Annotated in this window: 13 protein-coding genes; 12 read left to right on the forward strand and 1 reads right to left on the reverse strand. The window is 56.3% G+C overall.

Going from position 1 to position 13073, the window contains the following annotated elements; genetic code table 11:
* The first annotated feature begins 44 nt into the window (after positions 1-44).
* From ACJ77P_RS04395 to ACJ77P_RS04415, 5 genes are all read left to right on the forward strand, one after another.
* Complete coding sequence (locus ACJ77P_RS04395) at positions 45-578, forward strand: sulfite exporter TauE/SafE family protein (protein WP_367359482.1); 534 nt, start codon at positions 45-47, stop codon at positions 576-578.
* Between the two features lie 105 nt (positions 579-683).
* On the forward strand, positions 684-935 hold the full coding sequence (locus ACJ77P_RS04400; RefSeq protein WP_367359481.1) for a DUF6868 family protein: 252 nt from the start codon (positions 684-686) through the stop codon (positions 933-935).
* Positions 936-945: 10 nt separating this feature from the next.
* A complete protein-coding gene (locus tag ACJ77P_RS04405; RefSeq protein ID WP_367359480.1) occupies positions 946-1164 on the forward strand; it encodes a hypothetical protein in 219 nt (72 codons plus the stop codon).
* Positions 1165-1195: 31 nt separating this feature from the next.
* Complete coding sequence (locus ACJ77P_RS04410; protein ID WP_408999083.1) at positions 1196-2473, forward strand: amidohydrolase; 1278 nt, start codon at positions 1196-1198, stop codon at positions 2471-2473.
* An 86-nt stretch (positions 2474-2559) separates the two neighbouring features.
* Positions 2560-3042, forward strand: coding sequence for a flavodoxin family protein (locus ACJ77P_RS04415; protein ID WP_408999084.1), 483 nt, complete (start codon positions 2560-2562; stop codon positions 3040-3042).
* Position 3043: 1 nt separating this feature from the next.
* On the opposite strand, the gene ACJ77P_RS04420 is transcribed toward ACJ77P_RS04415, so the two are convergent.
* Entirely contained in the window at positions 3044-3493 is a 450-nt protein-coding gene (locus tag ACJ77P_RS04420) for a hypothetical protein (protein WP_408999085.1), read from the reverse strand.
* A gap of 628 nt (positions 3494-4121) precedes the next feature.
* On the opposite strand from ACJ77P_RS04420, the gene ACJ77P_RS04425 reads away from it, so the two are divergent.
* From ACJ77P_RS04425 to ACJ77P_RS04455, 7 genes are all read left to right on the forward strand, one after another.
* Positions 4122-4400, forward strand: coding sequence for a hypothetical protein (locus ACJ77P_RS04425; RefSeq protein WP_367359476.1), 279 nt, complete (start codon positions 4122-4124; stop codon positions 4398-4400).
* A 167-nt stretch (positions 4401-4567) separates the two neighbouring features.
* Positions 4568-6217 carry a nucleotide sugar dehydrogenase gene (locus ACJ77P_RS04430; RefSeq protein WP_367359475.1) on the forward strand — a complete coding sequence of 550 codons (1650 nt, stop codon included), beginning with the start codon at positions 4568-4570 and terminating at the stop codon, positions 6215-6217.
* Positions 6218-6501: 284 nt separating this feature from the next.
* Positions 6502-7665, forward strand: a complete 1164-nt coding sequence (locus ACJ77P_RS04435) for a DegT/DnrJ/EryC1/StrS family aminotransferase (RefSeq protein ID WP_408999086.1) — start codon at positions 6502-6504, stop codon at positions 7663-7665.
* 18 nt (positions 7666-7683) lie between these two features.
* Positions 7684-9291 carry a Gfo/Idh/MocA family oxidoreductase gene (locus ACJ77P_RS04440; RefSeq protein ID WP_408999087.1) on the forward strand — a complete coding sequence of 536 codons (1608 nt, stop codon included), beginning with the start codon at positions 7684-7686 and terminating at the stop codon, positions 9289-9291.
* 575 nt (positions 9292-9866) lie between these two features.
* Positions 9867-10922 carry a 4Fe-4S dicluster domain-containing protein gene (locus ACJ77P_RS04445; protein WP_408999088.1) on the forward strand — a complete coding sequence of 352 codons (1056 nt, stop codon included), beginning with the start codon at positions 9867-9869 and terminating at the stop codon, positions 10920-10922.
* A 4-nt stretch (positions 10923-10926) separates the two neighbouring features.
* The gene (locus ACJ77P_RS04450; RefSeq protein WP_367359471.1) at positions 10927-12024 is read left to right on the forward strand and encodes a heterodisulfide reductase-related iron-sulfur binding cluster; all 1098 of its coding nucleotides are present in this window, start codon (positions 10927-10929) and stop codon (positions 12022-12024) included.
* Positions 12017-13072, forward strand: a complete 1056-nt coding sequence (locus ACJ77P_RS04455) for an FAD-dependent oxidoreductase (protein ID WP_408999089.1) — start codon at positions 12017-12019, stop codon at positions 13070-13072. The genes ACJ77P_RS04450 and ACJ77P_RS04455 overlap by 8 nt, the downstream gene beginning before the upstream one ends.
* Position 13073 lies beyond the last annotated feature (1 nt).

Genomic DNA, 13073 nt, shown 5'->3' on the forward strand with positions numbered 1-13073 from the left:
GTTTCTGCCGTTTTTGTTTGACACAGGCAGGGCCCTGTGGCAGAATGTGTCTGAAATTACTCGTCAATTCTATTGATTCCCCGGATTGGCCCCGGTCCGTTGGCCATTTTCCGGAAGAAAAAATCGGTTCCGATGAAAATTCCTCTTTCCCTCTTCACATATCCGTCATGCCCGGAACCATGGGGATCTTTTCCATGCATCCCGCTTCGCTGATTCTACTGACCCTGATCGGGCTTTTTTCCGGAATCGCCGCCGGCTTGTTCGGAATCGGTGGTGGGGTGCTCATCGTTCCCGCTCTGATCTATCTGGCCGGGTTTTCCACCCATTCCGCGATCGGAACCAGCCTTGCCGTCCTGCTCCCCCCCGTGGGGCTTGCCGCCGTGCTGGAATATTACCGCCACGGGCAGGTCAACCTGAAGGCCGCCCTCATCGTTGCCGCCGCCCTGTTTGTGGGCGGCTGGCTCGGTGCGATCCTTTCCAACCGCCTCAGCGGCCCCCATCTGAAGCTGGCCTTCGGGGTTTTTGTCATGGGGTTGGGCGTCTATCTTGTATACAGTGCGGTGCGCCAGCTGCCCTGAAGGCGGTCATGGAAGGACTGGACAGAAGAAGATCCGGGCGACGGGGGGAGAGGCCGATCTCCCCTTCCGCCGCAGTCGACCCGATCTCTTCAAGGAGGAAACGTCATGGCTTTGAGGGATATTCGGAATGCTCTGGGCTGGTGCACCCTGATCAACCTGTGCCTTCTGCTCGTCTGGTTTCTGTTTTTTGCTCTAGCTCACGACTGGATGTATCGCCTTCATGGGCGATGGTTTCAAATATCTGTTGAGACGTTTGATGCGATTCACTATACTGGCATGGCCCTGTTCAAAGCAGGAACGTGGCTCTTCAACCTGGCTCCCTGGCTGGCCCTGCACATTGCCGGCGGCAAAAAATGAAATCAGCCCGGTGCAGTCAAAAGAGATGCGGGGTCGTGTTCAAGGCTCAAGTAAAGCGGAAGAAATCGATCCCCGGATCGTTGCGGATTTTGAAGTCCCTGAAAAGACCGCTTCCGCCGGCGGCAACCGGGGCACGGAATGCCTCAATGCCGGAAGGACCGCCGCTGACAGCCTCTTTAAATTCCTGCAGGATGCCGGAAAATGCGGATGGCCGCCATGCGGGGAATGAAGAAGAGACTGAAATTTTAGAAGGAAGTTGCATGCGTTCCGGAAAACGTCCCGATCTCGAAAGGAATGGCCTGCTCAACGCGATCATGGCCTGCCAGAATGAGGAATATCCCCTCCTGGAGAGCCTGTACCAGGATCTCCACCGTTTTCCGGAGCTTTCCGGAAAGGAGGAACAAACGTCGCGCCGGATGGCGGCCGAGATGGAAAAGGCCGGTTTCCGGACTTCGTCGCGGATTGGCGGTTATGGCGTGGTGGGGGTCCTGGAAAACGGTCCCGGGCCGGTGGTGATGATCCGGGCGGATCTCGACGCTCTGCCGGTTACGGAAAAAACCGGGCTTCCCTATGCGAGCCGGATCAGGACGCTTACGGAGGCGGGTCAGAACGTCGGCGTCATGCACGCCTGCGGCCATGATGTCCACATGACCGTTCTTATCGGAACGGCTCGATGGCTTGGGCAGGCCCGGGATCTCTGGCGGGGAACCCTGGTCCTGGTTGCCCAGCCGGCGGAAGAGAACGCCAGCGGCGCAGCGGCCATGATCGCCGATGGCCTCTTTTCCCGATTTCCCCGCCCCGCCTTTATCCTTGGTCTTCACGTACTGCCTGAACCGGTGGGAACCCTCTTTTACCGCGAAGGCTACTGGTTTGCCGGTTCGACAGCGGTGGAGCTCACCGTGTTCGGAAAGGGAGGGCATGCCGCCCGGCCCCATGAGGCCATTGATCCCATCGTCCTGTCGGCTCAGATGATCATGGCCTTTCAGACCCTGATCAGCCGCGAAACCGATCCCTCGGAACCGGTGGTCCTCACCGTCTCCTCCATTCACGCCGGCGCGAGGGACAATATCATCCCGGAAAAGGCCTTCTTCCAGATCAGCATCCGGGCCCTGAGCCGTGAACAGCACGACCGGATCATCAGCTCCATTAAACGGACCGCTGACGGAATTGCCTGGGCTGCCGGAATTCCAGAAAACCGTTTCCCACGGCTTTCTCTCCGGGGTTACACGCCGGCGCTTTACAACGATCCCAGGCTCACCCGCAGGCTTGCTCGCCGATTCCGGCGGACCTTCGGGCGTTCCAGGGTTCTTGAAATGCCCGTGTTAACGGTGTCGGAGGATTTCGCCCATTTCGGCCTGACAGAGCCGCGGATCCCCCTTTGCTTTTTCGGGCTGGGCATGGCGGATCCCAGGGGAAACATGCCCCCCCTGCACAGCCCCTATCTGGCGCCCGTTCCGAAACCGACGATTCAGAGCGGGATTGCCGCCATGACATCAGCTGTCCTGGAGTTAACAAAGGTTCCGGGCCAGGAGAAATAGCGGCGGCGGAAGGGTGGCGGAAGAGATTCCCGAGACAAATCCGTTGCCGCACAGGTCCATTCATTTATACATCAGGAGGTGTCAAGATGCAGGTTCTGGTTACGTATTTTTCCCGGACAGGTCACACGAAAGAGTTGGCCGGGGAGGTGGCCCGGGGCGTTCAGGAGGTGGATTCCGTGGACTGTCTGCTGAAGCCGATCGCCGAGGTGACGAAAGAGGACTTTCTCCACTCTGATGGAATCATCATCGGCTCCCCCGTCTACTTTGGCGGGATGGCCGGGGAGATGAAGGCCATGCTGGATTCCTTCGTAGGGGTCCGCCCGAAAATGGCCGATAAGGTCGGCGCCGCCTTTGCCACGTCGGGAGACCTTTCCGGCGGCAAGGAAACGACCCTGATCGCCCTGCTCCAGGTCCTTTTGATCTACGGAATGATTGTTGTGGGAGACCCCATGGACGCCACGGGACATTACGGCGTCTCCTGTGCCGGAGCGCCCGATGCAGTCACCAGGGCCAATGGAGCCAAACTGGGAAAAAGGGTGGCGGAGCTGGTGAAAAAACTCAAGGGATAGGTCAGGGCATGTTCATGGCCATTCGGCGCAGGGCATCCTGAAAAAGGACATCCATCCGGGTTTCGGAAATGACCTTTTCCACAAATCCAATTCCGAAGTTCGGATGGCGGATTGCCTCTCCAGGAGAATAGGCTCCGCTGATGGAATAAGTTCGGATTCCTCCTGCATTCTTGAGATCTTCAAGCTTTTGAGCCCATTCCCTGAGCACCGGTTTTGCCTTTTCGGCCTTCGAAGAGGGGCTTGCAGATGTCCCCCGCCTTCCTTCAGCCCGTTTCAGAAGGCCGGCGCCGCGCTGGCTTTCCGGCTTCATTCCGCGATACTTGTGCTCCGCACCGCAGGTCCTGCATTTGACCTTGTCAATGGTTCCGCCCACCTCGTAGAGGATAACGTGGGAGAGGGTCAGTCTGCAGCGCAGACAATAGGCATCAATGAGATCGCCAACGGAAAGCATGGAAACTCCTTACAATCAGTCTATTTCCGGGATATGCCCGAAGGGGGGCGCCACTCTCGGGGGCTCTTTTTCTCAAGAAGACGAAAGGCTTCCGCTTAGGGAGAAGACCTCAGGGGGGAATGATTCCCCGGTTGCTGAAGGTCCATGCGATTCAACGCGGTCAGCGCGCCTCATCGGATCAGGATGCTGTGGACAACAGGCTGCACTCCGTCCCTTGATAGAACTGCGCTTATCACATCGGGAAGGTCAAAGAAAAGCATTTTTGCCTCGGGAGGGGAATGGATCCGTTGAGCCCATTCTTTTTCCCGACGGAGACGTGTCCTGCTTCCCCGATTCATAATCCGGTCTGTAAAGGGTTTATTCAACTTATCTTGCGAAAAAAACAACGACGTTTTACGGAGAAACAGGCACACGGAACGGTTAAAAAAGATTGACTTTCCGGAAGGTTTTTAATAAGGTCTGCCGTCGTTTTTATCTCCAGGAGGATGGCTCATCCTTTCAGGATATGTGATCTTGGTTTTCGGCTTGTGAATCGGGTTGACCTGCTTTTTCCGACTATTGGCTGTGACCGGTCCGGGCCGTCTTTTTTTCCCAGTTAGCGCTGCTCTTGATGCCGGATGTTACCCTCATGAAACCAGCTGCCTTTTCCGATGACGGCCATGTTGATCAAAACCTTCAAGCCCTGCAACTTTTAAAAGGCCTCCCCCCGGCCCGGCATGATCCGGGACAGCGTCATGGAGCTTTGAAAAAAAAGGCGATCCCATGGCTGCGCGATCAAAACAATCCCAAAGCTGCTGATGAATGGACCGCCGCTCGTGTCGCGAACGCATGGGGCATTGCATCGGTGCAGGCCGGCCGCCCTCATCCTTATCAATACGTTCCGCTTTGCATCGGGCATTCGGGATGATGCTGTGGCCTGTCTTTTGCTGTGATCTGTCGGCGGATCCTCTATTGTGGACGGGAAGGCTGAACGGTCCCTCCGCATGTCCGGAGATAGGTCCTGAAGGGCATCCCTGAAAATGGATCGCTGTGAATCATGAAATCAATAAATTTCTGTTGAAGAAAGGAAGGTCTATGAATCCTGAGGAAAGATTGCTCTCAGTAAGCCCGGGCGGCGAAAGCTTCAGCCTGCCTCTGCCGGAAGACTATCCGGGAGAATTGGAACGACTGCAGCAGGTGGTGAATGCACAGCGGGACCTGGGTCGGGAAATCGTCGTCGTGATGGGGCTCGGTTTTGTCGGTGCGGTGATGGCCGGTGTCGTGGCCGACGCCGTCGACAAAGCGACAGGCAAACCCAACAAGTTCGTCATTGGCATGCAGAGGCCCTCGGTCCGGTCTTTCTGGAAGATCCCCTTGTTTAACCGGGGCATTTCCCCCGTGGAGGCGGAAGATCCAGAGGTCGTCCCGCTCATTCGCCGTTGCGTCACAGAGAAGAAGACGCTGATGGCGACCTTTTCCGAAGATGCCCTTTCCCTGGCCGATGTGGTCGTTGTGGACGTGCAGTGCGATTATTTCAAGGAAGACCTGGGGGACGTCCAGACAGGCCATGCGGAGATTGCCGCTCTGGAGGAGAGCCTGCGGATCATCGGCGACAAGATCCGGCCGGAATGCCTCGTCCTGATCGAAACGACCGTTCCCCCCGGCACAACGGAATACATCGCCTATCCCATCGTCAAGAAAGCCTTGGAAAGGCGGGGCCTGAATTCCGCCGAACCTCTGCTGGCACACTCCTTTGAGCGGGTCATGCCTGGCCGGGAATACGTGGCTTCCATCCGCGATTTCTGGCGCGTCTGCAGCGGGGTGAACGAAACGGCCCGCCAGCGTGTGACGCGATTCCTTTCAGACATCCTGAATGTGGAGAAATTCCCCCTGACGGTGCTGGACCGGCCTATTGAGAGTGAGACCTGCAAGATCGTAGAAAACTCCTTCCGGGCCACCCTGCTGGCTTTTCTCGACGAGTGGAGCCTCTTTGCCGAACGTAACGGCGTGGATCTCATCAAGGTGATCCAGGCGATCAAGGTGCGTCCCACCCACTCGAACATGATCTTCCCCGGTCCCGGCATCGGCGGTTACTGTCTTCCCAAGGACGGCGGACTGGGTGTCTGGGCCTACCGGACCCTCATGGGGTTTGACGATGAGATTTTCAAGCTGACGCCCATGGCCATCGACATCAACGACACCCGGGCGCTCCATGCTGCGGAACTGGTCCGCGATGCCCTGCGCAATATGGGAAAGATCGTTGCCGCATCAAAAATCGCCGTTCTGGGCGCTTCCTACCGCGAGGATGTGGGTGATACGCGCTACAGCGGTTCCGAAATGCTCGTGCGCAAACTGACGGAAATGGGGGGGGAAATTTCCGTCCACGATCCTTATGTCCAGCACTGGTGGGAGTTCGAAAAGCAGGACACCTATCCGGCGCCGGGGCATTCATGGTCGCGCTTTTTCCGGAATCAGGAAAAGCTCACGGAACTCCGCATTCAGCAGGATCTGGGGGAGGCGCTCAAGGGTGCCGACGCCGTGGTTCTGGCCGTCCGCCATCAAACGTACCTGTCTCTTTCACCGGATGAGCTGCTGGATAAAGTGGGGAAGCCCTGTGCCGTCGTGGATTGCTTCGGTATCCTCGATGACAGCCGGATCTGCCGCTACCTCTCTCTCGGCTGCGAGGTCAAGGGGTTGGGGCGCGGACATATCAAACGGCTGAAGGATCAGATACGAAAGATCTGAAGAAAGTTTGCGCTGCCGGCAGAAACGAGGTCGGTTGGATTCCCCAAACAGTTGAATTTTTCCGGAAGATCATGTATAAGCTCCGCTTGTTGTTTTTTGCCGAACCATTTTTTATAAACGGTATATAATTGAGTGGTCAAGGTAAAGAGCGCGGAAAGATATGCCGGAAGGCCTTGATTGGAGAGTTCGCAAAGATTGCTTTCTGTAATCGAGAATGCGGAGCTTTATCCTTACAATCATCGATTATTTAAACCATTTTAAAAAGAACCGGGGAAAGGTATCTCATGGATTTTATTGATCTGGCTGCCCAGCAGCAGCGAATCCGCAACCTATTGGAAGAAAATGTCCTGAAAGTCATGGATCACGGTCAGTACATCATGGGGCCGGAAGTCAAGGCCCTGGAGGACAACCTGGCGGGCTTCACCGGGGTGAAGCATGCCATTTCCTGTTCATCGGGGACGGACGCTCTTTTGATGGCGCTGATGGCTTACGGGGTCGGTCCGGGGGATGCGATTTTCACATCCCCCTTTACGTTTATCGCGACGGCGGAAGTGGTTGCTTTGCTGGGTGCCACTCCGGTTTTTGTCGATATCGATCCCAGAACGTACAACATCGACCCGGAGAAGCTCGAAGCGGCCATTTCAGCCGTGAAACAGAACAATCCCCAACTCTACCCCCTGCCGGCAAACAAGCATGCGCAGCCACTGACACCCCGGGGAATTATTCCCGTCGATCTTTTCGGACTGCCGGCGGATTACGACCGGATAAAGGCCATCGCCAAGGAGCATGACCTTTTTGTCGTTGAGGATGCGGCTCAAGCCTTCGGCGCGGAATACCACGGGAAAAAGGCCGGCTCGCTGGCCGATATCGCCTGCACCTCTTTCTTTCCGGCAAAGCCCCTGGGGGGGTACGGCGACGGCGGCATGTGTTTTACCGATGGCGACGCCCTGGCGGATTTCATGATTTCCGTCCGGATCCATGGAAAGGGCAGCGACAAATACGACAACATCAGGGTAGGGATCAACGGCCGGCTCGACACGTTTCAGGCAGCCGTGCTCCTGGCTAAATTTTCCCTCTTTCCCGAAGAAGTGACCCTCCGGCAGCAGGTTGCCGAGCGCTATTCGTCCCTGCTGGCGGGGAATGGGTCCATCGTGGTCCCCTATATCCCCCAAGGCTTCCTGTCCGTCTGGGCTCAATACTCTCTTCTGGCCCGCAACGGATCTCAGCGATCCGCCATTCAGGGTGCCCTGCAGAAGGAAGGAATCCCGACGGCGATTTATTATCCAAAACCCCTGCATGTCCAGACCGCTTTTGCCGCCCTGGACTACAGACCGGGGGATTTTCCGGTCAGCGCCGACTGTGCGGAGCGTATCTTCAGCCTTCCCATGCATCCTTACCTGAAGGAAGGGGATCAGAAAAAAATTGCCGATGTGATCAACAGGATATAGAGGAGGAAATCAGCAGGGATGACAAGGAATATCGCCGTTGTCGGCGCCGGTTATTGGGGAAAGAACCTCGTACGGAATTTTTCGCAGTTGGGAGTCTTGAAAACGGTCTGCGATGCGGAGCCGCAGACGCGTCAGCAGATCCTGGAGGATTACCCGGATGTGGCTGTCGCCGATGATTTTCGTGCCACCCTGAACGATCCGGATATTGAAGGGGTGGTTATCGCCGCACCGGCGGCGCAGCATTTTCATCTGGCCCGTGCGGCCCTCAATGCGGGGAAGCACGTCTTCGTGGAGAAGCCCCTGTCCCTGACTTACAACGACGGCGACGCCTTGGTCCGCCTTGCGGCGGAGCAAGGCAGGGCCCTTTTTGTGGGGCACATCCTGAACTACCACCCGGCCGTCATCCAGATGAAGGCCATGATCAATGAAGGAAAGATCGGCAGGCTGCAGTACATCTATTCCCGCCGGCTGAGCCTGGGAAAGATCCGGCGCGAGGAGAACATCCTCTGGTCCTTTGCCCCCCATGACATCTCCGTCGTTCTGGGTATTGTAGGCGAAGAGCCCGTCTATGTCGATTCCGTGGGAAACAATTTTCTCCATGCGCGGATCCCAGATGTGACCATGACCAATCTGAAATTTCCCTCCGGGATCGGGGCTCACATTTTTGTAAGCTGGTTGAATCCCTTTAAGGAGCAGCGCCTGGTCGTCGTGGGCAGCGAAGGGATGCTGGTTTTTGATGATACCCTTTCCGTCGAGGAAAAACTCGTTCTTTATCCCCACACGATCAACTGGAAGGACGGCGCACCGGTGCCGGTGAAGGCGGACAGTCAGTCCATCGACCTGTCCGCGATCTGGGAAGAGCCCCTGAGAGCGGAATGCCGGGCTTTCCTGAGCGCCATGGAGACCGGGCAGCCGCCCTTGACCTCCGGCGAAGAAGGGCTGCGGGTGCTCCGCATCCTGGAGATCAGCCAGCATTCCCTGGAGGAAAAGGAAAAAGCCGCCGACCAGGTGAAGCCGCCAGTCGAAGCCCCTCCTTCCCCTTCCTATTTTGTGCACCCGTCAGCGGTTGTCGATGACGGGACCTCGATTGGTGAGGGGACGAAGATCTGGCATTTTTCGCATATCATGAACGGGGCGAGGATCGGGGAAAAGTGCAACATCGGGCAGAACGTGGTGGTCTCGCCCGAGGTAACCGTCGGCAGCGGTGTAAAAATTCAAAATAACGTTTCCGTCTATGAAGGGGTCACCCTGGAAGATGACGTGTTCTGCGGCCCTTCCATGGTCTTTACGAATGTCTATAATCCCCGTTCCCCCATCTCCCGGATGAAGGAGGTCCGGCCGACGCTGGTTCGCAAGGGGGCCAGTCTGGGGGCTAACTGCACCGTTGTCTGCGGAAACACCGTGGGCCGCTATGCCTTTGTGGGGGCCGGTGCCGTGGTGAAGAAGGACGTGCCCGACTATGCCATGGTGGCGGGCAACCCGGCAAAGATCAAGGGGTGGATGTGCGAATGCGGTAACCGGATTGATTTTCACGACAGCAAGGGACAATGCCGCGAGTGCGGAAAACGGTACCGGTTGTCCAAGGAAAAGGAAGAGGGGACCCGGCGCGTTTCGCCCGTCGAATAGGGGGTGACGTCCATTTCAGCCATCAAAGATGCCCGTCCACCGGGCCGGGGAAGCGGATAAGCGCTATCTGCTTTAAGAACATCCGCTCCGCTTATGTCGAGAGCTTTTCAAGCAGGCCCTTTTCTCATCCGCCCTCGGTCCATGGCTTATGCCCGCAATGGGCAGCGACTATTCCAAAATTCAATTCCTACTGATCGTTATCCCTCCCCGATATGGTGCAGCGGTAAAGAAACAAGCCAGTGCATCCTCACCGATCCCGCCAGCATGGAAAAAGCGAGACAAGTCCCGCTAATTTTAATTGACAGGCAGCTTTTTTTATTGTCTACTATTTAGGTAGAGAATGTGAGCGGCGGTGGCGGGTGAGCCGTCAGCGATTTCCGGAAGATGGGGATGTCTTTGGCATCGCATGGTTCCGGACAGGACTTTCAGCCTTTTTTAGTGGAGATTGAGCGGTTTATCCTGAACGTTCCGCTTGATTTCCCCTCCTGACAGAGGTTTTTTCGGGAAGGCTTTCGGGGATTTTATGTTCCTGCAGGCCGCCATGACTTTTAAAAGCAATCGGTGAAGAAATGACCATGAGGCCCTTTGACTTAAAAAATGAGAATTATCCCGGCCACAGGGAAGGCGCAGGCTTTGAGACAGATCGTATTCCGGAAGACGCCGTTTTAAAAAAGCATGGGGAGTTCATCGCTTTTTTAAAGCGTTCAAAGACTTCGGTGGACGAGGAGGAGACATTTCGAAACTATCTGTCGGACCTCCCGGATGAGGAAGTGATTGGATTGTATGAGGCCCTTCGTGACGAAAAGATAGAATGGGAGAAAGGCTTTTTCTACCCCAACATTCAATACCTCTTCGGGACTGCCTTTGAAAGGGAGAAGGATTATCGGGAACAGCAGCTCTGGAGAGAAAACTCTCAGCAGCAACGGGAAGTGACCCGCTGGTATGAGGAGGCAAAAGAGAAATCATGCGTCTGGTGGATTGAAAATCACATTATTTCCCGGCATTCAATAAGCAGTTGCATGAGCTGCGGCGCCTGCACGGCCCTCTGCCCGGCGGCGGAGTTTTATGATTTCAGTCCACGGATGATCATGACGATCGTTCAGGAGAAAGATGAGGCGGAAATCATTGAATTGCTGAAATCGGACACCATCTGGTACTGCCACCAGTGCGGATCGTGCAAGCCCAAATGCCCACGGGGGAACAGCCCCTTCGGGATGATTTCCTCGCTGAGGCAGCTCAGCCAGATTAAAGGGTACCATGTGGAAAGCGTCCGGGGCAGGCAGCAGTTTGCCGCACGCCACCTGTGGGGGGGCAACCTCTGGAACCGCGCCTGCACGCTTTATTTCCGCAATCCGGAGCCCATTGCCCATCGAGATTTCGGGCCGCGGTTTGCCCTTTATTTCAAGCACAAGGAAGAGATGTTCAGACGGATTGGCGCCTGCCCGGATATGGACGGCTCCCTTTCGGGAAGAAAGGTTCATCCGGATACCCTCGATGAGGTGCGAAAATTGTGGCAGGCGGGGGGAGTGCTGTATTTGTGGGAGCGCATCGAGGAGGCGGCCAGAAGGCAGGCCGAGGAGCTGGGAATCTCCCTGGACTCGTATCATGAAAAAGTGAAAAGCGAGGGTTAGAATCATGAACGTCATTCATCATGAGGGGCGCGAATCCGCATGGCAACGGTATGTCAAGGATATTCCGGACAATAATTATTTCCTGACATTGAGCTGTATTCTGGGGACTCTTTATCCCGGATCGGAGGCCATGGTTCCCAAACTTTATGACCTGCTCGGGCTCAACTGGGGGACAAGCACCGATGCGCAATCCGGATGGACCTGCTGCTCCGCGATTGGCTACCATGGCGACATTGTGCCCATCGAGGCAACCCTTCTGACCATCGCCCGGCTGTGGTCGATCGCACAGGAAGCGGGGATGGACGCTGTCACGCCCACCTGCGTAACCTCTTTCGGGGCTTACTGCGAATGCAAGGATCTCTATGAGCATGAACCGGGCTTGAAGAAAAAAATGGACAGGCTGCTTAAGGAATCCTGCGGGCGCGAATTCGAAATTCCGAAATACCTGGTGCATACCAGTGATGTCTACTACCGCTACCGAAACCGGATCCGGGATGAATTCATGAAGTTTCAGCTCGTGGAGGAAAAAACGGGCCGTCCCCTGCGGGTGGTGGATCATGTCGGCTGCCATTACAGCAAATTGTTCCCGGAAAAGCATGCCATGGGTGGTGTCGATTATTGTGAGGTTCTGTCCGGGATGGCGAAGGCATGGGGCGGGGAAAACGTGGAATACCCGGAGAGGCGCCATTGCTGCGGCATGGGATTCCGCCAATGCATGATTTCTCCGAACAGGGGAGCTACGATGGCAAGTGTCTACAAGAAAATGAAAAGCATGGCTCCCTTTCAGCCGGATTTGATCCTTACAAACTGCCCCGGCTGCCAGGTTTTTCTCGATAAGGAGCAATGGGCCATTTATGAAATGACGGGGGAAGAATATTTTGTTCCGGTGCTTACCTATCAGGAATTGGCCGGTCTGCTGATGGGCTGGGATCCTTACAATACCGCGGGGATCCAATTTCATACGGTTCCCGTGGAGCCGCTTCTGGACAAGATCGGGATCCCCTATGACCCGTCAAAGGCCTGGGTCGGTCTGGACGGCCGGCCTCTGGAGGCTGCGGCAGAGATGGAACTGGTTTCCGCAGGTGAGAGCGGCAATGGATAAACGGGTGGCCATTATCGGAGGCGGAGTGGCCGGCTTGGGCGCTGCCCTTTCCCTGGATCGATACGGGATTGAATCCATCATCATCGAGAAATCGCCGAATCTCGGCGGCAAGGTGACAGGATACGCCCAGCTGTTTCCCGACTTCAAGGACGGCAAGGCGCTGGTTGCGGAATTGATCGACAAGGCCAGGAGGTCGCCGCGCATCAAGGTGTTGACGAATGCGTCCATCCGGACCATGGCGCGTCAAGACGGACGGTTTGAACTTGCCATGACGAGCGGTGATGCCGTCTGTGCGGACGCCGTGATCCTCACCTGCGGATTCGAGGTATTCGATGCACGAAAGCAGGGCGAGTACGGATACGGGGTGTATCCGAATGTCATCACCGCCCCGGAATTGGAGCTTTTTCTGGATCCGGAGGGGCCGACGAAGGGAAAGCTTCTTCGCCCGTCGGACGGCCAGCCGGCCCAGAGGGTGGCCATCGTTTTCTGCGTGGGGTCACGGAACAAGCGGCTGGGAAATCCCTACTGCTCCCGCATCTGCTGTTCATACAGCACCAAGCAGGCCATCGAAATCATGGAGAGACACCCGGACGCAAATGTAACCTGCTTTTACATGGATATCAGGACTTACGGCAGGGGATTCGAAGAGATGTACCAGTATGCCCAGGAACTGGGCGTGAAATACGTCCGGGGAAGGGTATCCGAGTGCAGTGCCCTGCCCAACGGGGACATTCAGGTTCGCGCGGAAAATACCCTCATGTGCAGGCCTGTTCAAGGGGCCTTTGATGTGGTTTCCTTGTCTGTGGGAATGGCCCCCTGTTCCGATGGGGCCCAGATTGCGGCCTGGCTCGGTCTGGAGCTCGATCCCTATGGATTTTTCCAGGCGAAGGACGACTATCTGTCCCCTTACGAAACCCATCAGGAAGGGGTTTTTCTGGCAGGCAGCATCTCGGGGCTGAAGCCGATCCGGGATTGCCTGTCAGACGGCTTCTCCGCCGGCGGAGAGGTCGCCCTGTACCTGCAGCGATTACATCAGGGCAGGGGATAAC

Source organism: Syntrophus buswellii (genome assembly GCF_046097065.1).
Classification (GTDB): Bacteria; Desulfobacterota; Syntrophia; order Syntrophales; family Syntrophaceae; genus Syntrophus; species Syntrophus buswellii.

Bases quoted from the DNA above. Each gene is read 5' to 3' on its own strand.
- ACJ77P_RS04430 (WP_367359475.1), top strand. From the start codon at position 4,568: ATGAATCCTGAGGAAAGATTGCTCTCAGTAAGCCCGGGCGGCGAAAGC.
- ACJ77P_RS04445 (WP_408999088.1), top strand. From the start codon at position 9,867: ATGAGGCCCTTTGACTTAAAAAATGAGAATTATCCCGGCCACAGGGAA.
- ACJ77P_RS04410 (WP_408999083.1), top strand. From the start codon at position 1,196: ATGCGTTCCGGAAAACGTCCCGATCTCGAAAGGAATGGCCTGCTCAAC.
- ACJ77P_RS04435 (WP_408999086.1), top strand. From the start codon at position 6,502: ATGGATTTTATTGATCTGGCTGCCCAGCAGCAGCGAATCCGCAACCTA.
- ACJ77P_RS04440 (WP_408999087.1), top strand. From the start codon at position 7,684: ATGACAAGGAATATCGCCGTTGTCGGCGCCGGTTATTGGGGAAAGAAC.
- ACJ77P_RS04400 (WP_367359481.1), top strand. From the start codon at position 684: ATGGCTTTGAGGGATATTCGGAATGCTCTGGGCTGGTGCACCCTGATC.
- ACJ77P_RS04395 (WP_367359482.1), top strand. From the start codon at position 45: ATGTGTCTGAAATTACTCGTCAATTCTATTGATTCCCCGGATTGGCCC.
- ACJ77P_RS04450 (WP_367359471.1), top strand. From the start codon at position 10,927: ATGAACGTCATTCATCATGAGGGGCGCGAATCCGCATGGCAACGGTAT.
- ACJ77P_RS04425 (WP_367359476.1), top strand. From the start codon at position 4,122: ATGAAACCAGCTGCCTTTTCCGATGACGGCCATGTTGATCAAAACCTT.
- ACJ77P_RS04455 (WP_408999089.1), top strand. From the start codon at position 12,017: ATGGATAAACGGGTGGCCATTATCGGAGGCGGAGTGGCCGGCTTGGGC.
- ACJ77P_RS04415 (WP_408999084.1), top strand. From the start codon at position 2,560: ATGCAGGTTCTGGTTACGTATTTTTCCCGGACAGGTCACACGAAAGAG.
- ACJ77P_RS04420 (WP_408999085.1), bottom strand. From the start codon at position 3,493: ATGCTTTCCGTTGGCGATCTCATTGATGCCTATTGTCTGCGCTGCAGA.